Source organism: Niabella digestorum, from assembly GCF_036409055.1.
In the GTDB taxonomy this organism is placed as follows: Bacteria; Bacteroidota; Bacteroidia; order Chitinophagales; family Chitinophagaceae; genus Niabella; species Niabella composti.
In genome coordinates, this window is record NZ_JAZGLY010000001.1 from 54,996 (window position 1) to 78,347 (window position 23,352).

27 protein-coding genes are annotated in these 23,352 nt (G+C 40.1%); 14 read left to right on the top strand and 13 right to left on the bottom strand.

What is annotated here, in order from left to right; genetic code table 11:
- Positions 1–83: 83 nt before the first annotated feature.
- The 8 genes from V2H41_RS00260 to rplQ all read left to right on the top strand — a co-directional run bounded on the left by V2H41_RS00260 (position 84) and on the right by rplQ (position 4,572).
- Complete coding sequence (locus tag V2H41_RS00260) at positions 84–476, top strand: hypothetical protein (protein ID WP_330973102.1); 393 nt, start codon at positions 84–86, stop codon at positions 474–476.
- A 171-nt stretch (positions 477–647) separates the two neighbouring features.
- A complete protein-coding gene (infA, locus tag V2H41_RS00265; RefSeq protein WP_330973103.1) occupies positions 648–869 on the top strand; it encodes a translation initiation factor IF-1 in 222 nt (73 codons plus the stop codon).
- A 26-nt stretch (positions 870–895) separates the two neighbouring features.
- Positions 896–1,012 carry a type B 50S ribosomal protein L36 gene (gene ykgO, locus V2H41_RS00270; RefSeq protein WP_071597075.1) on the top strand — a complete coding sequence of 39 codons (117 nt, stop codon included), beginning with the start codon at positions 896–898 and terminating at the stop codon, positions 1,010–1,012.
- A 34-nt stretch (positions 1,013–1,046) separates the two neighbouring features.
- Complete coding sequence (gene rpsM / locus V2H41_RS00275) at positions 1,047–1,427, top strand: 30S ribosomal protein S13 (RefSeq protein ID WP_330973104.1); 381 nt, start codon at positions 1,047–1,049, stop codon at positions 1,425–1,427.
- Positions 1,428–1,583: 156 nt separating this feature from the next.
- On the top strand, positions 1,584–1,985 hold the full coding sequence (gene rpsK, locus V2H41_RS00280; protein WP_330973105.1) for a 30S ribosomal protein S11: 402 nt from the start codon (positions 1,584–1,586) through the stop codon (positions 1,983–1,985).
- A 166-nt stretch (positions 1,986–2,151) separates the two neighbouring features.
- Positions 2,152–2,757 carry a 30S ribosomal protein S4 gene (gene rpsD, locus V2H41_RS00285; protein WP_330973106.1) on the top strand — a complete coding sequence of 202 codons (606 nt, stop codon included), beginning with the start codon at positions 2,152–2,154 and terminating at the stop codon, positions 2,755–2,757.
- Positions 2,758–2,866: 109 nt separating this feature from the next.
- Positions 2,867–3,865 carry a DNA-directed RNA polymerase subunit alpha gene (locus V2H41_RS00290; protein WP_330973107.1) on the top strand — a complete coding sequence of 333 codons (999 nt, stop codon included), beginning with the start codon at positions 2,867–2,869 and terminating at the stop codon, positions 3,863–3,865.
- Between the two features lie 107 nt (positions 3,866–3,972).
- Positions 3,973–4,572 (top strand): 50S ribosomal protein L17, encoded by a 600-nt coding sequence (rplQ, locus tag V2H41_RS13925; protein WP_409966559.1) that lies wholly within the window; start codon positions 3,973–3,975, stop codon positions 4,570–4,572.
- A gap of 53 nt (positions 4,573–4,625) precedes the next feature.
- Here rplQ and V2H41_RS00300 read toward each other — a convergent pair whose 3' ends face one another.
- From V2H41_RS00300 to V2H41_RS00315, 4 genes are all read right to left on the bottom strand, one after another.
- Complete coding sequence (locus V2H41_RS00300) at positions 4,626–5,435, bottom strand: hypothetical protein (protein ID WP_330973108.1); 810 nt, start codon at positions 5,433–5,435, stop codon at positions 4,626–4,628.
- Between the two features lie 57 nt (positions 5,436–5,492).
- Complete coding sequence (locus V2H41_RS00305; RefSeq protein WP_330973109.1) at positions 5,493–6,035, bottom strand: heavy-metal-associated domain-containing protein; 543 nt, start codon at positions 6,033–6,035, stop codon at positions 5,493–5,495.
- A gap of 95 nt (positions 6,036–6,130) precedes the next feature.
- Positions 6,131–6,559: a heavy-metal-associated domain-containing protein gene (locus V2H41_RS00310; protein WP_330973110.1), complete on the bottom strand. Its 429-nt coding sequence runs from the start codon at positions 6,557–6,559 to the stop codon at positions 6,131–6,133.
- Between the two features lie 118 nt (positions 6,560–6,677).
- A complete protein-coding gene (locus tag V2H41_RS00315) occupies positions 6,678–7,067 on the bottom strand; it encodes an HYC_CC_PP family protein (RefSeq protein WP_330973111.1) in 390 nt (129 codons plus the stop codon).
- An 82-nt stretch (positions 7,068–7,149) separates the two neighbouring features.
- On the opposite strand from V2H41_RS00315, the gene V2H41_RS00320 reads away from it, so the two are divergent.
- Positions 7,150–8,661, top strand: coding sequence for a phytoene desaturase family protein (locus V2H41_RS00320; protein WP_330973112.1), 1,512 nt, complete (start codon positions 7,150–7,152; stop codon positions 8,659–8,661).
- Positions 8,654–10,318, top strand: a complete 1,665-nt coding sequence (locus V2H41_RS00325; RefSeq protein WP_330973113.1) for a C45 family peptidase — start codon at positions 8,654–8,656, stop codon at positions 10,316–10,318. Before V2H41_RS00320 ends, V2H41_RS00325 begins: the two co-directional genes overlap by 8 nt.
- 6 nt (positions 10,319–10,324) lie before the next feature.
- Here the strand turns inward: V2H41_RS00325 and V2H41_RS00330 are convergent, their stop codons facing one another.
- The 4 genes from V2H41_RS00330 to V2H41_RS00345 are packed head-to-tail and all read right to left on the bottom strand — an operon-like array spanning position 10,325 to position 13,449.
- Entirely contained in the window at positions 10,325–11,029 is a 705-nt protein-coding gene (locus V2H41_RS00330; protein WP_330973114.1) for a response regulator transcription factor, read from the bottom strand.
- 30 nt (positions 11,030–11,059) lie between these two features.
- Positions 11,060–12,052 (bottom strand): sensor histidine kinase, encoded by a 993-nt coding sequence (locus V2H41_RS00335; protein ID WP_330973115.1) that lies wholly within the window; start codon positions 12,050–12,052, stop codon positions 11,060–11,062.
- A gap of 6 nt (positions 12,053–12,058) precedes the next feature.
- Positions 12,059–12,532, bottom strand: a complete 474-nt coding sequence (locus V2H41_RS00340) for a gliding motility lipoprotein GldH (protein WP_330973116.1) — start codon at positions 12,530–12,532, stop codon at positions 12,059–12,061.
- A 41-nt stretch (positions 12,533–12,573) separates the two neighbouring features.
- On the bottom strand, positions 12,574–13,449 hold the full coding sequence (locus V2H41_RS00345) for a YicC/YloC family endoribonuclease (protein WP_330973117.1): 876 nt from the start codon (positions 13,447–13,449) through the stop codon (positions 12,574–12,576).
- Positions 13,450–14,083: 634 nt separating this feature from the next.
- On the opposite strand from V2H41_RS00345, the gene V2H41_RS00350 reads away from it, so the two are divergent.
- Positions 14,084–15,052: a UDP-3-O-(3-hydroxymyristoyl)glucosamine N-acyltransferase gene (locus tag V2H41_RS00350; RefSeq protein WP_330973118.1), complete on the top strand. Its 969-nt coding sequence runs from the start codon at positions 14,084–14,086 to the stop codon at positions 15,050–15,052.
- Between the two features lie 23 nt (positions 15,053–15,075).
- Positions 15,076–15,981: a DUF72 domain-containing protein gene (locus V2H41_RS00355; protein WP_330973119.1), complete on the top strand. Its 906-nt coding sequence runs from the start codon at positions 15,076–15,078 to the stop codon at positions 15,979–15,981.
- On the opposite strand, the gene V2H41_RS00360 is transcribed toward V2H41_RS00355, so the two are convergent.
- Complete coding sequence (locus V2H41_RS00360; protein WP_330973120.1) at positions 15,978–16,673, bottom strand: YjjG family noncanonical pyrimidine nucleotidase; 696 nt, start codon at positions 16,671–16,673, stop codon at positions 15,978–15,980. The genes V2H41_RS00355 and V2H41_RS00360 overlap by 4 nt on opposite strands.
- 86 nt (positions 16,674–16,759) lie before the next feature.
- Between V2H41_RS00360 and V2H41_RS00365 the strand changes: the two genes are divergently transcribed.
- Together V2H41_RS00365 and V2H41_RS00370 are read left to right on the top strand one after the other, a co-directional pair.
- Positions 16,760–17,461, top strand: coding sequence for an SDR family NAD(P)-dependent oxidoreductase (locus tag V2H41_RS00365; protein ID WP_330973121.1), 702 nt, complete (start codon positions 16,760–16,762; stop codon positions 17,459–17,461).
- Positions 17,462–17,476: 15 nt separating this feature from the next.
- A complete protein-coding gene (locus tag V2H41_RS00370) occupies positions 17,477–18,859 on the top strand; it encodes a hypothetical protein (RefSeq protein ID WP_330973122.1) in 1,383 nt (460 codons plus the stop codon).
- A 22-nt stretch (positions 18,860–18,881) separates the two neighbouring features.
- On the opposite strand, the gene V2H41_RS00375 is transcribed toward V2H41_RS00370, so the two are convergent.
- The 4 genes from V2H41_RS00375 to serS form a co-directional block, all read right to left on the bottom strand.
- Positions 18,882–20,081, bottom strand: coding sequence for a DUF1501 domain-containing protein (locus tag V2H41_RS00375; RefSeq protein WP_330973123.1), 1,200 nt, complete (start codon positions 20,079–20,081; stop codon positions 18,882–18,884).
- Between the two features lie 32 nt (positions 20,082–20,113).
- A complete protein-coding gene (locus V2H41_RS00380; protein ID WP_330973124.1) occupies positions 20,114–21,568 on the bottom strand; it encodes a DUF1800 domain-containing protein in 1,455 nt (484 codons plus the stop codon).
- Positions 21,569–21,693: 125 nt separating this feature from the next.
- The gene (locus V2H41_RS00385; RefSeq protein ID WP_330973125.1) at positions 21,694–22,002 is read right to left on the bottom strand and encodes a hypothetical protein; all 309 of its coding nucleotides are present in this window, start codon (positions 22,000–22,002) and stop codon (positions 21,694–21,696) included.
- Positions 22,003–22,013: 11 nt separating this feature from the next.
- Positions 22,014–23,288, bottom strand: a complete 1,275-nt coding sequence (gene serS / locus V2H41_RS00390; RefSeq protein ID WP_330973126.1) for a serine--tRNA ligase — start codon at positions 23,286–23,288, stop codon at positions 22,014–22,016.
- Positions 23,289–23,352: the final 64 nt, after the last annotated feature.

Genomic DNA, 23,352 nt, shown 5'->3' on the forward strand with positions numbered 1-23,352 from the left:
AATTTGCCCAATCCAGTTCTTTAGTTTAAATTTAATACTGATAACCTTGTTAAGCCATTTGAAATAACCTAAAACCTTGAGTTATGAAACTATCTGAATTAAAGCCCGGAGACTGGGTATTATTGAATGACGAAGGCGTAGAAAGAGAAGGTACTGTTATAGAAGTTAGCAAAGAAGACAATAAAGTGTTGGTACACAACGGTATACAGGAATTTTGGTATGAAATTGAAAACATCAGTCCTGTACCGTTGTCCGAGGAGCAACTTCTAAAATTGGGTTTTGAAAGAATGCCCTATGAGGGCGGTGCCAAGTATGGAAAAGGGCCTTTTAGAGTGGTAGTGCCGGCACCTGATGATTTCTCTAAGGTTGAGGCATGGTATCGGGAGGATAAAAGATATTTTGATCATCCCATTATGGTACATCATCTACAAAATATTTACCTAGATATGACCAAGGTACAATTGCAGGCAAATTAAGTATAAGATATTGAAAGGATTGATGATATGAATTAAATAATTTTTCAATCAATAATATTTCAAGGATAATTTTAGTCTAATTATTTTTGTGCTTATAATACCTGCTCTGATAATTTTAGGGCGGGTTTTTTGTTTTTAACATTTTATCCCTATCTTTGCAGCCCTAAATTTATGGCTAAACAACCCTTAATAAAACAAGACGGTGTTATTTTAGAGGCCTTGTCCAACGCTATGTTCAGGGTAAAACTGGAAAATGGGCATGAAATACTCGCCACAATTTCCGGTAAAATGAGGATGCACTACATCCGCATATTACCTGGCGATAAAGTTGGATTAGAGATGTCGCCATACGATTTAACCCGCGGGCGCATCAATTTTAGGTATAAAAATTAAAAGCTTCAAATCTTAAAACAAAAAAGATGAGAGTAAGAGCATCCATAAAGAAACGTAGCGCGGACTGCAAAATTGTACGCCGTAAAGGGAAACTGTACGTGATTAACAAAAAGAATCCCCGTTTCAAACAAAGACAGGGATAATTAAGAACATAAAAATTCTAAATTAAAAATCAATATGGCGCGTATTGCCGGTGTAGACTTACCAAAAAACAAAAGAGGTGAAATAGGCCTGACCTATATTTATGGAATCGGCCTTTCTACGGCGAGGTATATTCTGGACAAGAATAACATAGACCGTAACAAGAAAGTAAGTGAGTGGGACGATGACGATCTGAACGCCATTCGTACTACTATCACTGAAGAACTGAAAGTGGAAGGTCAGTTGCGTAGCGAGGTGCAAATGAATATCAAGCGTTTGCTGGATATCGCTTGCTATCGTGGTCTTCGTCACAGAAAAGGTTTGCCGGTTCGTGGGCAGCGTACTAAAACCAACAGCCGCACACGTAAGGGTAAACGTAAAACAGTTGCCGGTAAGAAGAAAGCTGCTAAGAAATAATTTAGCGAAAGCCTGGAGTGTCCTTACTTCAAGGCTTTTTCTATTGCACCATATAATCACCAAATCAATTACGGAAGCTAGGTGCAGGACTAGGGTTGATTTGGGTTCCGCTAAGAGCGGAATTATTTATTTTTTAAAGATTACCTAATTAAGAAAATGGCAAAAGCACAATTAAGCGCAAAAGCAGCAGCAAAGAAAAGAGTCGTTAAAGTGGACGCCTACGGTGATGCCCACATTGCTGCAACTTTCAACAACATTATTATCAGCCTTACCAATAAAAGCGGTCAGGTAATTTCATGGAGTAGTGCCGGTAAAATGGGTTTCCGTGGTTCTAAGAAAAATACTCCATATGCTGCTCAAACTGCAGCTGCCGATGCGGCTAAAGTAGCAGTAGATGCAGGACTGAAAAGAGTGGATGTATATGTGAAAGGTCCTGGTTCGGGTAGAGAAAGTGCGATTCGTTCTTTAGCTCAGGCCGGACTGGAAATTGTGATGATTAAAGACGTAACTCCGCTGCCACACAACGGATGTCGTCCTCCCAAGAAAAGAAGAGTTTAAACTATAGCAGACAATGGTTATTGTACGCCTTTGTGTCAGCAACCATTGTTTATATTTTTAAGCCAATTGCATTTCATTTTAAAAAAGGGTACACAATTAATTTTTTCCAAGGCTTTTTAATGATTGCTGTACCGGTTTCTAAAAAAGCCTAAATGAAAGTATAATTATGGCACGTTACACAGGTCCTAAGACCAAAATCTCCCGCATTTTCGGAGAGCCTATTTTAGGTAATGGTAAGTGGTTGGGTAAAAACAGCAACCCTCCCGGTCAACATGGTGAAAAGCGTAAACGCAAGACTTTAGGTGAATACGCTTTGCAATTGCGTGAAAAGCAAAAAGCAAAATACACATACGGTGTATTGGAAAAGCAATTCCGCAAAACTTACGAAGAAGCTAACCGTCGTAAAGGTGTTACCGGTGAAAACCTTATCAAGTTACTTGAATCTCGTTTGGACAACACTGTTTTCCGTTTAGGTCTTGCTCCCAGCCGTCCGGCTGCACGTCAGTTAGTAAGCCATAAACACATTGAGGTAAATGGCGAGGTGGTTAATATCCCTAGCTATTTGCTGAAACCAGGAGACGTGATTACATTAAAAGAATCCAGCAAAAATCGTAGCTCTATTACCAGCAACGTAAAAGGTAAGAATCCTAAATTCACTTGGCTGGACTTTAATGAATCTACTTTTACCGGTACTTTCATCACCTATCCCGAAAGGGAAATGGTTCCTGAAAACATCAGAGAACAGTTGATTGTTGAATTGTACAACAAGTAATAAGGATATGGGTTGAAGGGGCAGTTGGTTATGGGCTGGATATGTTCATAAGCATCTATCAACTGTAAACTTACATCGTTACTTACCATTCACTCTATAAAAATAAAATATGGCAATTTTAAATTTCCAGAAGCCTGATAAGATAATCTTACAGAAAGCCTCTGACTTTGAAGCCCAGTTCGAGTTTGCTCCATTAGAACCAGGTTATGGTGTTACTATCGGAAATGCGCTGCGCAGGGTTTTACTGAGCTCTTTGGAAGGTTATGCTATCTCGGCTATCAAAATAGAAGGCGTTGACCACGAATTTGCTACCATCAAAGGCGTTAGTGAAGACGTGGTGGAAATTATTCTCAACTTAAAGCAGGTTCGTTTCAAGAAAATTGTGGAGCATGAAGCTGCTAATGAGAAAATTTCTCTTTCTATTAAAAATCAAACCCAGTTTACTGCAGGTATGATTGGCGAAGGCACTCAGTCCTTCCAAATAATGAATCCGGATTTGCTGATTTGCACGCTGGACTCCTCTGCAAAACTGGATATCGAGTTAACTATTAGCAAAGGCCGCGGATATGTTCCTGCTGAAGAAAGCGCAGTGAAAGATGCTCCTGCAGGTCTGATCCCAATAGACTCCATCTTCACACCTATTAAAAACGTAAAATACAGCGTTGAAAATACCCGTGTGGAACAGCGTACCGACTACGAGAAGCTGATTATGGAAGTTGTAACCGACGGTACCATCCATCCGGAAGAGGCTGTTAAGCAAGCCAGCCGTATCTTGATCCAGCATCTGATGATTATTACAGATGAAAACATCACCTTCGATAATAAAGAAGAGAAGAAGGAAGATCTGGTGGACGAATCAACCTTACAGTTGCGTAAGATTCTGAAAACTCCGCTAGAGGATCTGGATCTGTCTGTACGTGCGTTCAACTGTTTGAAAGCCGCTAAGATTAACTCTCTGAGCGAGCTGGTACAATACGAACAGGAGGATTTGATGAAGTTCAGAAACTTCGGTCAGAAATCACTTGCTGAAATCGAGCAGGTACTGAGCGAAAGAGGACTGCACTTCGGAATGGATTTGCAGAAGTTGGGAATTGAAAAGGAAGATTAATCGTTTATTCTAATTTTTATAAGTAGGCTGTAATTCCTGACACGGTACAGCCGAATTTATTAACCGGTCTGCCCGGTTTACCGGGTTGAACCTCAAATTATCATGTCATGCGTCACGGAGACAAAATCAAAAATTTAAGTCGCACTAAAGCACACAGAGATGCTTTATTAGCTAATCTTTCTTGTCAGTTGATCAAGCACAAGCGTATTGTGACTACGCTGGCTAAAGCTAAAGCACTGCGTGTGTTTGTTGAACCGCTGATTACAAAGAGTAAAGAAAACACAACTCATCAGCGTCGTGTAGTATTCAGCCGTCTACAGGATAAAGAGGCTATTAAGGAACTGTTTGGTACTATTGCACCGAAAGTTGCTGGCCGCCCAGGTGGTTATACACGTATTATTAAACTGGGATTCCGTCCTGGGGATGCTGCTGAAAAAGCGATGATTGAGTTAGTTGACTTTAACGAAATTTACGGTAAAGGTGTAGGTGAAGACAAAACCACCACTACCAAACGTACACGTCGTCGCGGCGGTAAGAAAAAAGCTGAAGCTACTGAAGCAGCTCCTGCTGCTACAGAAACAGCAGTGGCTGAAGAAGCAAAACAAGAAGATGCAGCACCTGCTCCTGAGGCTCCTGCACAAGCAGAAGCACCAAAAGATGAAGCCGGTGAAGCAAAAGAAGAAGGTAACGAAGAAGCAAAGGCTTAGTTCGTTCTTTCATAAAAAAACTAAAGCCTCGCAATTTGCGAGGCTTTTTTTATTTACAAGGCTTCAAAAAAAGTTTTTTCTAGACTTATAAGAAAACTATTGCGTGCCATACGTGTCATATCTCCTCCCAATTGAAAGCGGTATCCCAAATTAAGCTTGGTATTGCTATTAAAAATCAGCTGTGCTGCAGGAGCCAGATCGATATAATATCTTTTTTTGTCGAGCGTTTGCTGCGCTAATAATTCGGCATATAGATTGAGATTGGTTTGCTGGTAGCTTTCATATTTGAGGGGCAACAGTAGGTAGCCTGCCGATAAAGCGTAATTCATAGCCTGATAGGGTCGCTCGTAATCGACACCTTTTTCAAACCGGGATTTATCCAATACTTGAGTATGGCTTACTGTACCACTGATAGCCAATTTGTGGATTAACTGTGTAGCTACAAGTCCGGCTTCCGCACCGCTTTTATCGCCCATCAACGCAATTTCTTCGTAACGGTAGGGAGACCTGCTGATAGACCCGTCAGCAAATATAGCCATGCGGAAATGCTTGTGCGCCTCATCTTTTGATAGGAAACGATATTTTCCATATAAGGAGAAAGACTCGTAGCGAAAATAAGAGGTATTCATATCCGCAAAAGTGGCTGCAGCTTTCAGCATTATGTTTTTAGAAAGCCCTAGGTATATGGCCGACGTGTAACGCTGAGCTATGTTATTGTCCATTTTTTCGGCATAAGTGGCCGTGAGTTTGGCACTAAGTGCTTTGGCGGGGATATTGGATGCTGGTTCGGTATATATGTAGAGCTCCTGAGCAAATGCAATCATTCCTTGCATTGCTAAAGCTAGCAGAAATATGTATTTCACGAGGTAATAATTAAAAAGGTTTCACACTACGAAAGCAGTGCGAAACCGGGTTAAACATTATATAGTGACATGATAAATGCGTGAGCCTGTAACAACATCAGGGCAACAGTGCGAAGCCTTACCGGTTTGTACACACGCTTTGTTGCTATAGGATTTTACAACCTTATAGAATTTATCGGAGACAAAGTTTTTATCAACGATGGTAATGGTTTTTTCTCCGTGTAGAACTTGATCCTTAATATTTAAAAAGTGGTAGTTGGCATTTCCTATTCTGATATGCTGATCATTTTGCACTTTCAGATTTTGAAAGTTCCCGGTAAGCTTTAAACTACCAATAGAAAAGCCCGCATTTTCTACGGCCGTTTTCAAAGCATCTACATTTACCTCGCTGCCTGATTTAAAACGGATATTGAAAGCGGTATTTTTAATGTCTGACTGAACAGACTCCACAAACGGTAGTTTTCCCAGTGCTTTATTAATGGCATTGCTACAGAGGGCGCAGGTAAGCCCGGTAGCTTGTAATGTCGCTTTTGAAAATTGTGCTTGTATATTAGAGCCGAAGCATAGAACGGAGATTATTAAAATAATAAAACGATTCATTGTTGTAATGATTTAAATAATGAGATAGAAGATAAATGCATATCCCGAAGGATACACATTTATCTGAATATATCTAACAAAACGGAGGACGCTACTTAATTTTTTGCGGCGGATTTTTTGTCTTTACAACAGTCTGCCTTACCGTCTTTGCAACAGGCCTCGCCTTTTTCGCAGCAATCGGCATCTGCTTTGGCTGCTTTTCTTTCGTATTTGCAGCAAGCATGCAGTTTATCATAAGCGGCATCAGAAGCTGTGGCTCCGGCATTATCGTAGCCCGCAAGAGCTATTTTTTGCTGAATTTTTTCAACTGAAGTTTTATTATTGAAATGTACGGTAAGCTTTTTGGCATCCATATCCCAGTTGGCATAGGAAGCTCCTGCAGATTTAGCAGCTTTTTCGATTGTCTTTTTGCACATGCTACAATTGCCTGAAACATCAAAAGTGGCAGTCTTATTTTGTGCAAATCCTACAAAAGAAATCAAGGAGCATATAATAGAAAGGGTAAATAATCTAAATGTTTTCATGTTATAAGTGATTTAGAATGTTTTTTGGAAAGAAATTCACGGAAATAATAATTATCAGGCTGAAAAGAGCTTCTACTTAAGCATGTAGCTTAAGCGCATCTAATTGCCGTAAAACATTCTATATTCGGAAAACATTATTTTTCAGATAAACTTCGTTATCCGGTAAGGGTGGGGAAATGTCAATATATTCTGGCTTATAGAAGCCGTTGAATAAAGAAGTGAGTAGAAAATCAGTAGTTAATATCGGCAACTTTTGTAGGGGAGGTAATTCCAGTACTACAAAAGAAGTTTTATTATGGTCGGTTTCCAGCTTAATGAAAGCTTCTTGGTCATTACAGCAGGCGTGCTGTTCTTTTTCCATACCACATTTGCCACATTTTTTATCAGATCTAGAGACAAAAAGTGATACGGAGGCTAGTCTGTCCATACAATAATGCGAGATAGCCACCACTCCGGTGGTCATCATAACATAGCATACGAGTAATATGGACAAAATCGCCTTTTTCATTACATGGCAAAATTAGAAATAATTAATAATTCGTTTTTGTTAAAAAGCAATCAATTTTCTTGAAATTTGTTAAGTGGTGATTTTGAATAAAAAATATAATGTAATTGTTGTAGGAAGTGGTATCGGAGGGCTCTTGTGCGCCGCCTTACTTGCTCGTAAAGGCATGAAGGTGTGTGTGGTAGAAAAAAATAAGCAACTGGGGGGAAATCTGCAAACCTTTGCACGCGACAAGCAGTTGTTTGATACGGGCGTACATTATATTGGCGGGCTGGAAAAAGGACAGAATCTTTATCAGATTTTCAAATATGTGGGGCTCATGGAGGAGCTGAAGCTCGAGCGGATGGATGAATGTTTTGATAAAATTCTTATTGGAAACGATCCCACCGTTTACTGCCAGTCGCAGGGATATGATGCTTTTGTGAATACTCTTGCCGCATCTTTTTCCCAGGAACGGGATAATATCATTGCATACTGCAATAAGGTGAAAGAGGTTTGTGCTTCTTTTCCCTTATATAATCTGAGGCTAAGGGGGGAGGAAGCGCATGAATATAAAGGCAATAATGAAAGCGCCCAGGAGGTTATAGCGTCTTTTACAACTAATAAAAAACTGCAAGCAGTACTGGCAGGAAATAATATTTTATATGCTGGAGATGGTAATACCACTCCTTTCCACATGCATGCACTTATCGCTAATAGCTATATTGAAAGTAGTTGGAAATGTGTAGGGGGTGGCTCGCAAATTGCGAAAATACTGGGTAGGATTATCAGAAACCATGGTGGGGATATTCTTCGAAATAGTGAAGTAACGGCTATGGTAGAAGAAGCTGGAGTTATTACCCATATTGAACTGGAAAACGGCGATTGCCTATATGGGGATTATTTTATTTCTAATATTCATCCGGCTGTAACATTGAAAATTACCCGCTCCCGTCTTATAGGAGAGGTATACAAAAAACGTATAACGGAGTTATCTGGGGGCATATCTTCTTTTTCGTTGCATATGGTACTGAAGGAAGGTACTGTCCCTTATGAAAAATGCAATTATTACTACCACAAAGAAGGTGAATTGTGGAACATAAATAATTATATGCTCCCAAATTGGCCACTAGGTTACGGTTTATATTTCGCGGAAGATAAAAATCGTAAAGGATATGCCGCAACGGTTTCGGTTTTAACGCCTATGCGGTACGAGGAGGTAAGCCCCTGGGTACATACCTATAATCGGGTAGGAAAAGAGGGATTTCGCGGGGCGAATTACGAAGCGTTTAAAAAGCAAAAAGCAACAGCATTAATGAATTTGGTGGGTGATCGATTTCCGCATATTGTGCAGAATATAAAAAGCTATTATACTTCCACCCCGCTCACGAATCGTGATTATATTGGGGATCCTACAGGAAGTATGTACGGTATTTTAAAGGATTATCATGACCCCCTCAAAACAATGATAAGTCCGCGGACGAAAATTCCTAATCTTTTTTTAACGGGCCAAAACATAAATTTGCACGGTATATTGGGTACATCATTAAGTGCCACACTTACTTGCATAATGTTATTGAAGGATTCTTCAATTATAGATAATATTAGAAATGCATAAAGGCAATAAAATTTTACGAAGTTTTTTATGGGTGATAGGTATTATTGCCTTCATCTTGGCGCTGTTTATCATTTACCTATTACGTGTGTCCAAAGTCAGGCCGCCGGTAGTAGAAGGAAATTATTCTGAACTAAAATTGCAACGGGCGCAATTGGATTCTGGATTTTATGTTATTAGAAATAACTGGTTTCGGAAAAATAAAGCGGGTCTGTATGAGATGTATATTGAAGGACAACCCTTTGAAAGGGGCATCATAAATGGAAAATTAAGTGAAGAGTTGGTAAAGGAGCAGGAATCGTATTTTACTGCTCAAATTCATAAAATGATTCCTTCCCCGTTGTACCTGCGTTTTCTGCGGTACTTTATCGGCTGGTTTAATAAGGAACTGCCTCAATATGTGGATTCGGAGTATCAGCAGGAGATTTATGGGGTGTCGTTTTCCGCATCGGATGAATTCCGGTATATCGGGTCCAATTATCAGCGTATTTTAAATTATCATTCAGCACATGATATAGGGCATGCACTTCAAAATATGAAGCTGGTGGGATGTACCTCCTTTGGTACCTGGGGAAGCGCATCAGAAGACAGCACGCTTATTATCGGCCGTAATTTTGACTTTTGGGTGGGTGATGATTTTGCAAAAAATAAGATCATTGCTTTTGTTAACCCATCTGAGGGATACAAGTTTGCGAGCATTACTTGGGCTGGGTTTGTGGGGGTAGTATCCGGTATGAATGAAAAAGGACTTACAGTAACCATCAATGCCGCCAAGAGTAAAATTCCATCTGGAGCTGCGACTCCTGTGAGTCTGGTCGCCCGAGAAATTATTCAGTATGCCAAAAATATTTCAGAGGCAGTAGCTATAGCCCGAAGCCGGAAAATGTTTGTAAGCGAATCGTTTTTAGTAGGGTCGGCAGCGGATAATAAGGCGGTGATTATTGAAAAAACTCCCGATTCCATAGCGGTATATGACCCCAATCAAAATGAAATTTTCTGTACCAATCATTTCCAGAGTAATGAATTCCGAAATAGCGAGCTCAATGTAAAGCAGATTGAGAATAGTGCATCTGCCTACCGCTATCAAAGACTCACACAGCTAGTACGCCATAACGGAAAAAATTCGGTGCAGAAAACCGTAAATGTTCTTAGAGATTATAAAGGATTGGATGATGCGGACATTGGTTTGGGCAATGAAAAAGCCATTAATCAGTTTATCGCACATCATGCGGTAGTTTTTCAACCGCAAGAGCTTAAAATGTGGGTGTCTACCTCACCTTGGCAGCTGGGTGAATTTGTGTGTTACGACTTGAAAAAAGTTTTTGCTCAACAAGGTCTGAAAGAAAACAGGGAGATTTGTGATACAGCCCTCACTATTCCTGCAGACAGTTTTATCACCACAGAGACCTTTAGACGCTACGCATCTATTCGAAATAAAGAGTCTAAATTACTTGAGGAGGGAAGCCTTGCTCCCGATAGTATTATCGCCATTAACCCCAACTTCTATAATAGTTATATAATAGTGGGGGATTACTGGTTTAAGAGAAAAGAATACGCTAAAGCCCTTCCTTATTACCAACAGGCGTTGCAAAAAGAAATTGCTACTGTGGAGGAAAGAAAGCGCATCGAGGAGCTGATTGCTGAATGTCAGCAACCATAACAAAGTTTATTCGGTGTATTTATATCCAACACCTCTTACTGAGTGAAAATAGCGTGGATTGCGGCTGTCTTTTTCGAAGTATTTCCTGAAATTGAGAATGAAATTATCAATAGTACGGGTAGTGGGATATACGTTATACCCCCACACATACTGTAGAATCTTTTCCCGGGGAACCACTTCGTTTTTATTTTCAATAAGCAGCTTTAAAAGCATGGTTTCTTTCTTGCTTAGCTGGACCTTACCGGCATATTTCGTAGTGGCTTCCTGAGCTTTAAAATCGATAATATTCCCTCCAAAAGAGTATGTATTGCCGAGAGTGCTCTTCTCTTGCAGTTTTTGATTTTTTTCAATCAGTTTTTTTATGCGAAGTAGTAATTCTTCTAGATTAAAGGGTTTGGTGATATAATCATCGGCGCCTTTTTTCAATCCCAGCACCTTATCGGCGCTGGTATTTTTGGCACTGAGCATTAAAATTGGCACTTCGTTGTTGTTCAAACGGATGGTTTCGGCTACCGCAATGCCATCCATTTCGGGCAGCATTACATCTAGTATGATGAGGTCGAAATATTCGTTTTTTACAGCTTGAAGTGCTTCGTTGCCATCATAAGCAGAGGTGACCTGGTAGCCTTCCAGCTCCAGATTCAGTTTTAAAGCCTCATGAAGGTTTTCCTCGTCTTCTACCAAAAGAATATTTGATGGTCTTTCTTCCATTCTGCTCTAGATTTGTCAAAGGGCTGAAATTCAGCTATTGAATTTGACTGCAAAAATACTTCCCTTTGGATTGTTATTTGTCATTAAAATGTCTGCATTGTGATCTTTAGCAATTTTCTCACACAGGTATAACCCCAGACCCGTTCCTTGTTTTTTACGGGTGGCTTCATTACCCACACGGTAAAACTTTAAAAAAATCTTGCTCCGCTCTTCTTCTGCAATACCGATGCCTTCGTCCATTACCCGCATAACCACCGCATCATTTTCCTTGCGCAGTGTGACGGTGACGGGGTCCTTTCTTTCTGAGTATTTTAACGCGTTTTCTATTAAATTGTTTATCAATATTTGCAATAGCAGGGGATCTCCCAAAACATCAATTCCGTCTGATATATCGCTGTGAATAATTCTATCGGGGAAACGTTGAGAAAATTCCGACACCCGGTCCTTTAAGAGCGAGGAAAAGTCGATCTCCTCTTTATTTAATTTATAATTTTTGTTCTCCAATTGGGAGGATACCAAAATATTGTTGGTTAAAAAATCCAGGCGTTTGGTTTCCTCCAGCGACATCTGTATTAGTTTCCGCTGTTTCTGCTCATCCAGTTGATGCTTGAGTAAGGTTTCCAGATTCAGTTTTGCAACGGCAATGGGGGTTTTTAATTCGTGAGTAACCGCCATTACGAAGTTTTCTTGCTGCTCTTGTAAAAGAATTTGTTGTTTAATAGAGCGAAATACATAGGCGGCACCTAAGAGGATCAGTCCTAAAAATACGACACCCTCACCTGCGTATTTAATGGTATTGCGATGATGCCCTTCGCGGATACGTGCCAGCTCAGCATCATACAAACTGGGTTGCTGCTCTCTAGATACGGTTGTTTCTAGATGGTATAACTGAAGGGAGTACATTTGGCGGTTTTGCAGCTCCAAAGCCACAAACCACCATACCAAAGCGGCTACTACATAGATTAGCAGTAGCCAAAAAAGGCGTGTAGCTCTTTTTAACCGGGTTTTGAGATCCTTTTTCATACAAGTTTAACGAGGGGGTGTATTGTCGATCCGTTCCAGTGCAATGCCAGCATTTAAAATATAGGGTAGGGTGGAATCTCGCATCTGATGCTCCAGTACGAAGCGGTGTATACCGGGCGTTAGATGAACCGGTTGTAACACCTTGATTCGCTGATAATACAAATCGTCCATTACATCACCTGCCCAATTTCCAGAACTATCGGTTAAAGGAATGGTGAGGTCGTAGGATGAAAGTATGTGTTTGGCCGAATCCTGAATTTCCAGTTTGGCCAGCAATTTATTGTAGGGGAATTGATATGTATGCCGCATCACAAAGTATAGCTGATAGTCGGCACTATCCGGTATATCATACCGCACTACAGCCCGGATATTTTTAGGCCATTCGTGTAAAGGAAAGTCTGCCAACTTTTCGTCTACAACAACTTCTTTGCACGAAATAATGGTTACTGCAAGTGAAAGAAATAATAAAATGTAACGCACTTTTCTTATTTATTGCAAAGTTATGCCAAGTTGTGGAGTTGCTACAATACATTCAACACCTGTTCTTTGGCTTTTTCTAGTTCGTCTTTCATCATTACAACAATTTTCTGAATGGCAGCATCGTAAGCTTTGGAACCGGTAGTATTGATTTCTCTGCCTATTTCCTGCAAAACAAAGGAGAGCTTTTTCCCTTTGATGTCGGTATTTTCTGCAAGTATTTCCATGAAATAGTTGCAATGATTCTGGAGGCGAACCATTTCTTCGGTAATATCGATTTTTTCGATATAATAAATCAATTCCTGTTCCAAGCGATTTTCATCATAGTTATCCTTTCCCACCTTTTCTTCCAAGAGTTTTACAATACCATCTCGAATATTTTCTTGGCGCTGGGCATCAAGAGGAGTGATTTCGGTTTGCAAGGAAAGAATATTCTCAATTCGTTTACGTAATTCCTGTTCTAGAATACTGCCTTCATTTTCCCGGTGCTTATTCAAATCTGCAACTGCCTCTTTTATGAGTCCTTGTAACTCTTGCCACTCATCATCGGAAAGCGTTTCACTACTGGGGGTAATTACTTCGGGCAACTTAATAATCGCATTTAGAATGTTGGATGTGTCCATACCCAACTCTTTCGATAATCCCTCCAAGGTATGATAATAAGCTCTTGCTAAATCTGTGTTGATAACCACAGGTGTGGCATCACCTGTTTCTTTCAGGCTTATGGTACAATCCACACTTCCTCTATTCAATCCTTCTGCCAGAGTCTTTCTGATGTCGAACTCAAACGGTTTGACGAGTGCCGGTAAACGTAATGATAAATCAAATTGTTTGCCATTTAAAGACTTGATATCGATCAGAAATGTTTTTCTTCCAATAGCTCTTTCTGCACGGCCAAAGCCTGTCATTGATTTCAGCATAACTATGTTTTAATGTAAAGATAACGTTTGCATATGGCTTGTACACAAATTTAATGAGTGGAGTAAGTTTCAATCGTTGGCTTATAGTTGAAAAAAAATCCCTTCAAAGGAAGAAGGGATATTTATATTGATGGGTTAGTAAGTACGGGAAACAAATTTCCCAACACAATATTAAATATTATTTTAACGATATAAAAATAATTTGACAAAAATTTTATTAACAAATAATAAGAGTGATTGTGGATATCATCCCGCTTCTATACGGCACAATCATGTATGATGAGTAAGAACGTTTTTATTGCATGTATATTAAGTTTCTGAAACATGCATGAATAAAGCGTTTCAGAAGATAGGTTAGTGACCGTTTATAAATTGTTTAGATGAATAAGCTAGTATAGTATCCATACTACTAGTATCATATCGTCGGGATTTTTTTATTGAAAAAAACAATGTATTACTGCATCCGTGCGTTGTTTTATGGTAAATGTAGTTTTCTATTATTTGTTTAGTGAGGTGATACTACGCTATTCATTAGAATGTTGAGGATATATTGCTGCAAATGAAAATAAGTGGATACTGTTAAGTACTATACTCGTGATGCAAAATTTTCTGTACGTTTGATAAAACGTTTTTTATGAAATTCGAACAACCTGTAGCGTTAAAAGAAATTGCCCGCCTTATAAATGCAAGATTAGTTGGTAATACCGAAGCCTATGCTACCGGTATTAATGAAATTCATATGGTGGAAGAAGGGGATCTGGTATTTGTCGATCATCCAAAGTATTATGAAACTTGTATAAAGTCTGCAGCTAGTTTTATCATCATCAATAAGGAAACCGACTTTCCCGAGGGGAAAGCCTTACTGGTTACCGATGAACCATTTGAGGCCTATTTGAAAATAGTAGAACAGTACCGTCCATTTAAGCCTTCTATGGATCTTGTTGCAGCGTCGGCAGTTGTTGGGGAGGGATCTGTAGTGATGCCTAATGTGTATCTGGGAAATAATGTAGTAATAGGAAAAAACTGTGTTATTTATCCCAATGTTACCATATTAGACCATTGTGTTATCGGTGATTATGTAATTATTCAGAGTGGTACGGTAATTGGCGGTGATGCGTTTTATTATAACAAGAAAACCAATCGAGAAATCCATTATAAAAAAATGACCAGCTGCGGACGTGTGGTTATTAAAGATTTTGTAGAGATTGGCGCCGGCTGTACGATTGATCGAGGGGTTACAGGTGATACCGTGATCGGAGAGGGCACTAAAATAGATAATCAGGTACATATAGGACATGATACCGTTGTGGGAAGAAACTGCCTGTTTGCCGCACAGGTAGGTATAGCAGGTGCTGTGGTCATAGAAGATGAGGTCATTTTGTGGGGACAGGTAGGTATTAGCAAAACGCTTACTATCGGAAAAGGCGCAGTAATCAATGCACAAAGTGGGGTTCCTTCTTCTCTAGATGGGGGTAAAATATATTTTGGTACACCGGCACTCGAAGCGCGCACTAAAGTAAAAGAGCTTGCCTGGATAAAACGCATTCCCGAAATGTGGGATAAACTGAAAGCATTGTCTTCCGGTACGGTAAATGAAAAATAACCTACAAGATAAAGTTAGCCACTATGAAGTTTGGACAGGTGCCACACCCACAAAGTATTGACTTTTCTATTCCTAAAGATCCTCCAGCTACCACAACCATACTACAACGTGCGAAGGGTAAGCGCTTTGAGGTATATGTGGGTTGTGCCAAATGGAATAAAACCGATTTGAAAGGATTTTATCCTCGAGGAGTAAAGGATGAGTTAGCTTATTATGCCCAGCATTTTAATAGTATAGAGCTGAATGCCACTTTTTATAACATGCCTTCAGTGGAACAGGTAATTAAATGGAAAGAAAAAACACCTGGAGGTTTTAAGTTCTTCCCTAAAATTACCAATAGTATTAGCCACTATAAAAGATTACTGGATGTAAGAAAGCTTACGGAAACCTACTGTAATGCGGTGGCAAATTTTGAGAAAAAGCTAGGCATGATTTTTTTGCAACTACATGATAACTTTTCTCCTAAGGAATACGAAAAACTAGAGATCTTTATTAAGGAATTTCCGAAAGGAATGCCGCTGGCAGTAGAGGTGCGCAATGAAAGTTGGTTTAGAGACGCTGCCGTGTGGGAACAATTTTGTACGCTGCTAGAGAAACATAAAGTGACAAATATTATTGTAGATACGGCGGGTCGCAGAGATATGATGCATATGCGATTAACTACTCCTGTAGCATTTGTTCGCTATGTGGGCTGTAACGACGATACTATCGATCGAAAGCGGCTGGATGATTGGATATTGCGCTTGAAGAAATGGCATAGGGAAGGACTGAAACAACTATACTTTTTCGTTCACCAGAACGTGGAGGTTTCGTCTCCACTTTTATACGCATATTTTATTGAAAAATTGAATAAAGCCCTAAAACTGGAGCTGAAGGTACCACATATGCCAGAAGCTGGCACAGCCGACAAACAAGCAAAGCTTTTCTAAAAAATCTCTTTGAGTTCCTTCAGGCATTTTACTGTATAGGTAGGTGTAAAGTCAGGCTGTTTTCCAATATGATTGATGAATACCTGGTCCATACCTACATTACTGGCACCCATGATATCGGCCACGAGGTCATCACCCAGCATTATGCTCTCTTTAATGTGCGCTTTTGTGGTAGACAATGCAAAATCAAAAATTTCTTTATTGGGTTTAAGACTGTTACTAGCCTCAGAAGTGATTACTTTGTCAAAATAATGATGTATGTTGGAGTTGACAATTTTTTGATGCTGTACCTCTTCAAAACCATTAGTGATTAAGTGTAGCTGATAATTTTTATTTTTCAAATATTCTAGTACTTCCACCGTATGAGGAAACAATGCCTTACGTGTGGGTAACATTTCCAAAAAGCGCTTACTCATCGTCTCAGCCAGCGCTTCGTCTCCGATTTTGAAATCCAACAATGTGAGCCGCATTCTTTTGATGCGCAATTCGGCCTGTTTTATGAAGCCATTACGATATCTTTCCCATAACTTCATGTTATGGTGGAGGTAATTTTGATAAAATTTTTCAAAATCATCCACTCCTTTTCGTTGAAGATCAAGCGTTTCATAAAGCTCTTGCAGCGTAAGCTTGGCGTTCGTGTCAAAATCCCACAACGTATGATCCAAATCGAAAAACAAATGCTTATACTTCATATGCCGTAAAAGTAAAAATTCTAATTCTGAAATTCGGTACTTTGTACGGTACATTTATTGCATAAAAAGAAAAAGAGTCGTGTAATATGAAGAATGTTGTAATTACCGGTGCTTCTCGCGGTATAGGTTATGCTATCGCAGATATTTTTGCCCGGAACGGATATAATCTATATCTGACATCAGTCAATGAAATGAATTTGTACAAGGCACTGGAGCGCCTACTTACTAAATACGATAATATCGAAGCCCACGCCAAGGCTTTTGATTTATCCGATAAGAAACAAGCTGTGGATTTCGGCAAATGGGTGCTGGATCAAGCGGTTCCTGAGGTGTTGATCAATAATACCGGTGTATACGAACCGGGCACCGTATGTGATGAACCCGATGGCACACTCGAAAGATTAATGGCGACCAATTTATATTCCGCGTATCATGTAACCCGTACGCTGGTTCCTGCCATGAAGTTGCAGGGGAGGGGACATATCTTTAATATTTGTTCGATTGCGTCTTTACAGGCATATTCCAACGGTGGAGCATACAGCATCAGCAAATACGCATTACACGGCTTTAGCAAGAACCTGCGTGAAGAATTAAAATCTTATAATATTAAGGTAACCTCGGTGTTCCCTGGTGCCGTACTTACGGATTCGTGGGGAGACTTTGATAATAGGGATCACAGAATAATGGCAGCCTCGGATGTTGCCAGCATGATATTTACTGCTGCTCAGCTTTCCATTGGGGCTTGTGTAGAAGATATTGTTTTAAGACCGCAGCTGGGCGACCTTTAAGCTGCATCATCATTTATGAAGTATTGCGCTTACATAATACTATTACTGCTGCCTATTTTTTCGGTTTACGGTCAAAATGACGACTATGTTCCTTTGGATGAAAGGATCAAAAGCAATCTTTTCATAAAGGTAGAAGCCAGTAATACCGATTGTTTTGTTGGCGAGCCTATCATTGTTACTTATAAGCTGTATAGTGCACTCAACTCAGAGTCATCTGTCATAAAGAACCCTTCTTTTAAGGGTTTTGAAGTGAAAGACCTCAAAACAGATGCAGACGCTGTTCCATCTAGAGAAGCCGTAGATCGAATTCCATTTGATGTACACACCGTGCTAAAGGTGCAGTTGATACCACAGCGATCGGGAAAGTTGGTTCTAGATGAGTTGGTGATGCATAATAATGTCAAATTGATAGATGCTAATGGTCGCAAAGATCCTTTACTGAGTGGTGTAAAGGAGTCTTATTCATTAAGCAATGGCTATTATAGCCTTAATATAGCTTCAGTCCCGCTAACAATATTAGCGACCGGAGTGCCTAGTTCAGCTTCTCCTAACGCATCCGAAATTGTAGGCAATTTTAGGATGGACGTACAGCTCTCAAAAAAGATGTTAGTGCCGCAAGAAGAAGCTGCGCTAATCATCACCCTAACCGGAGAAGGGCATTTTGATAAAATCAAAATGCCGGAAGTTAAATGGCCAGAAGATGTACAAGCTTTTCCACCTAAGATTGATAAATCGAATGTGGATGGTAGCGGATATATAACCTATACGATTCCGTTTAAGACCTTAAAGCCCGGTAGGTATATAATCCCTTCTATTAAGTTTTCTTACTACGATATAGTGGATTACCGGCATAAAACTATCACCAACATTCCAATTGCCTTTATGGTAACTGAAGAAAATGGCCAAGCGGTGCATGAGGTTATTGCTACTGATGCTAGTGAACAAGTTAAAGGATGGCTTGTTGGAGGGGTACTGTTGATTTTATTGCTCATTGTTGTCTTGTTCATCAGATATAATCAACATAAAAAACGAATAGTCTCGCTTAATAGTTCGCAGAAATATTCATCAAGAGAGCATATTGTTCTAGAGCAATTATCAGTGGATGATTTCTTAAAACCGGCTTTTGACAGGCTGAATAATGGAGGGATTGATTTCTATATAACACTAAAGCAGTGCATTATTCGATACTTTGAGAAGCGCTTCGGATTGCCTGTAGCGTTGTTTACGAAGGATGCTCTCCGAGACATAATGCAAAAAGAAAAGATTGCCGATGCTCGCCAAACTGCAATCCTTCACCTGCTTACCGAGTTGGATATTCATATCTATAGCATAGCAGGTGCCGAAACAGATAGGCATACCTTGCTTCAGAAAGCACGCGAGCTGCTTTTACACTTATGACGGATAACGATCTTGTGCCGAATTAAATAAAGTCAAGCATGTCGTAATGGGCTCCAAGAATTTTATCGGCATCGGCATTTAACCATCTTCTAAGAATTGTTGCGTATACGCTTTTGAAGTCAATTTTAAATTTTAAATCGCCTTCATTCAGATCGGTGAGATCGGGTAGGTCGTTGAGAATGCCTTTTTGTTTCAGCCCACCACTTATTAAAAACATATTGTTAGCAGTACCATGATCAGTACCATTGCTGGCGTTTTGAGCAACTCTTCTTCCAAATTCCGAAAAAGTAAATAATAGTACATCTTCAAAACGATTATTTTTCTTGAGGTCGGCAGTAAAAGCTTTTATGGCATCGCTCATTTGTGTGAAAAGCCTTGTTTGCTGCGCATCCTGCCCCACATGTGTATCAAAGCTCCCCAGAGAGATATAATACACTTTAGTATTGATATCGGAATAAATAAGTGAGGCTATCGTCTTGAAGCCATTGCCTAGTTCGGTTTTAGGATAAGAAGCATTAGTAGGGTGTAACCTGCTTTGTTTGAATATGTAATCAGCCGATGATAACGTTTGTGCCATGGTTTTATACAAATATTCTACCGGCTCTTCATCATGATGGTCTTTATGATTTTTCAGGACTTCTCTAAAGAACTTTTCATTGGCTGTACCGTATAGTCTTTTGGGATCTTTAACTGCAATAGCATTGGCCTGACTCCCCTTTAGTGCTAAGCTCAATACATCATCTACTTCAAGCGCATAAGTAGGTTTATCGCAACCACTGCATTGGGCATCCAGATAACGACCAATCCATCCTGTATTCCAGTATTGATCGCTTTGACTTGCAGAATGCCAGATATCCATGCTTCTGAAATGAGAGCGATCAGGATTAGGATACCCTACATTATTGAGTATAGCCATATGGCCTTCATCGTACAGCTCTTTTAGTGCTGTAAGTGCTGGATGCAGGCTAGCTTCATCGGTAAGCTTGAGAGTTTTCTCCCGTTTAACACCCAGAGTAGGGCGTAGCTTATAATAGATGTCGTTCCGCACGGGAATAATTGTGTTCAATCCATCGTTACCCCCGCTTAACTGCAGCACTACAACTACCTTGTTGCCCGGAGGAACGAGTGCTGGGGATTCAAATGCTTTTAAAAATTTGGGTAGCATCATGGATGCTGTGGCCAGCGAGCCTATTTGTAGAAATTCTTTGCGCTTGATTAACATAGTTCTATTTTTTTAAGGGCTATCGTTATTCCTTAACACATCTGATATTCGGGAGTACTCATCAGCTGAATGGTCGCTGTTTTTATGAAAGCCTCCTTTGAGGATGTATCAATGTTTTTGGCTACTACGTTTTTAACTTTTGAAGCATCAGTCTGAAACAAATTAGAGGCAATCGTATCCAGTAGCATCTCTCTTTTAATCTTGTTATATTGAGCCGTGTATTTTGCCCAGTTGATCTTTGCGTTGATGGCTCCGTAAGGTTTTCTTACTGGGGTGGGTACGGCTGCCGTGCCGTCAGCCTTTCTACCCATCATGATGTCATCATCCTGTTTGGGCGATACATTCAGCTCGTCTTTATCATAAAACATTTGAGGTATACGTAAGCGCATCATCAGAGTGCTACTATCAATCCACGATTTTCCTCCGGGCCATCCAGCCACATTGGGTGGATATAGCAATTGCTGACCCAGTATCCGCTGTAGATTTAGCAAGGCATTATCATTATCCAGCTGCATGGGTATCATGCGTTGAATGCCTGCAAGTAATTCTATCGGTGATTTGATCTTTGTGCCGATATTTTGCGGGTTATAGAACCAATCACTTGTAAAAATTGTTTCCATCAATGCTGCGATATTATAACCGCTGTTGTAGAACTGTTCGGCAAGTTGGTTAACGATATTTTCATCCACATTATCGTTTACAAAGAATGTGTATATTTTGCGGGTTATAAACCTGGCAGTTTGTTTGTGGTTAAGCAAAATGTCTAAAATATCATCACCTGTATAATTACCGGTTTGTCCTAAAACCGTCTTTTTGCCCATATCATGCAAGCTCTTTTTAAAGGCAAAGGCTCCCTGGCGGTCTGCAGTCCATCCAGTGAACGCACGGGCGGCTTCTTTTACGTCTTTTTCGGTATAATGTCCGCGTCCTAGTGTAAATAACTCCATTAGCTCACGTGCAAAATTCTCGTTGGGTCTTCCTTTACGATTTTGTTGATTATTCAGAAAGTAAAGCATGGCAGCGGACTTCGAAACTTCTTTCAGCAAGGTGCCGAAGTCGCTTAAGCTGTATTGGCGAAAAACGTGCAGTAATAACTGATTGTAGAAAACATTGTTGTTTCTACAGGCAAAATGACAATGCCAGAAAAAGGCCATTTTTTCTCGCAGCTGTGCTTGTGTGGTCACCATCTCCTTAAACCAGCGAAGATTCAGCTGTCGTATGGCTGCCAGTTGCATTCTGTTTACGTCACGCCGCTGCATTTCGCTATACTCTTTTCTTTTTTCGGGGTCCTGCAAGTCTTCATAAGCTTTAATTAGGGCATCGTCGGCTACACTAATGAATGCAGGTTCTTTTTCGGAGGCTTTAACAAGGGTTTTGTAGTATTTCTGGGGGGTAAGCCGGGTCAAATCGCCTAATTGCTCTGTTGTTGGACCAAAGCTTGCTCGCCAGAGTAAGTGCAGATTTTTCAGTTTATTGGAGGTATTCATGCAAGCAATTTTTGCCTATGACGAAATTTAGTAGTTTAAGTTTAATAACAGCGACAATAATTATACAAAAAAATAGTCCGGAGAGGGAATTTCCGGACTTATGAATCATATCTAATTTAAAATATTTACTTTTTAGCATTGGCTTTAACAAATGCTATCAAATCGGCTGTTTCCTGTTCGGATAACTTTGCACGCTTTGCCATTCCTAAAATTACTTTTTCTTGCTCTTCGAAAGTATGCTTTGGCACATACCCGGATTTGTCCTTATGGCACTTCGTACATTTTTCGGACTTGATTATGGTCGCTCCGGCTTTAGCAGATCCTTTAATAGCTTCTGCAGCAGCCTGTGGTGCGGCAGAACTCTTAGATGACTTAGGAGAACAGGCAATCAACACAGATGTGATGACTGTCAATGTAACGACAATTTTTCTCATATGGAACAAGTTTACTTTGTTATAGATGGTTTTCCAAAGTATGAATGTAAAACTTTAGGAAGAACTATTTCATTTTCTCTCTGATTATTTTCGAGCAAACAGGCCACGATTCGAGGTAAAGCCAATGCACTGCCGTTTAAGGAATGCACGAGCTGAGTCTTATTGTTCTCGTCCTTAAAACGAATCTTCATCCGATTGGTTTGATAGCTCTCGAAGTTAGAAGTAGAGCTTACTTCCAGCCAGCGGTCCTGTGCTGCACTATACACTTCAAAATCATAAGTGAGCGCTGAGGTAAAGCTCATGTCGCCTCCGCAAAGTTTTACGATGCGATAGGGCAGTTCTAGGGAGCTCAATAGCTTTTCTACATGAGCTACCATTTCTTCTAGGGCTTCATAGCTTTTCTCCGGATGTACCAGCTGTACAATTTCTACTTTTTCGAATTGATGTACCCGATTCAGGCCACGCACATCTTTACCGAAGCTACCGGCTTCTCTTCTGAAACAAGGAGAATAAGCCGTCATTTTAACAGGTAATTGTTCTGGTTTCAGAATGACATCTCTGTATATATTGGTAACCGGAACCTCGGCAGTAGGTATTAGATAGAAGTTGTCCAATTGCATATGATACATCTGTCCTTCCTTGTCTGGTAGCTGGCCTGTACCATAAGCAGAAGCTTCGTTTACCATAAAAGGAGGCAGGTATTCAGTATAGCCTGCTTCGGTATTAAAGTCTAAAAAATACTGTACTAATGCACGTTGCAATTTGGCACCCGCTCCCTTATATAAAGGAAAGCCGCTACCGGTAAGTTTGGCGCCGGTTTCGAAGTCTACAATATCGTATTCCTTAATCAGGTCCCAATGAGGTTTAGCCCCGGCAGGTAGAACCGGCTTGGAACCTCCTTCGCGTACTACTACGTTATCCGCAGCACTATCGCCTTTGGGAACAAGTGAAGAAGGTAAATTGGGCAATTGAACCAATACCTCATGTAAGGCTGCTTCGGTTTGGGCCAATTGTTCATTTATGGGTTGTATTTTGGCTTTAAGAGTTCCTACTTCCTGTTTTTTGGCTTCTGCGGCTTCTTTTTCACCCTTTGCCATTAACATTCCTATTTCCTTTGAAGCACTGTTGATGGAAGCCTGAGTAGTATCAAACTCTAATTGTAACTTCTTACGTTGGTCATCTAACTCAAGTACTTTATCAACCAGATCCAGGTTTTTAAAGTTTTTAACTGCAAGACGATCTTTTGCCTCCTGCACATTTTGCCTGATCACATTTACTTGTAACATGCTGAACGAATTTTTCGCAAAAATAAAACCATTGCCACAGTATGACAGTTTTTTTTCGGAAAGA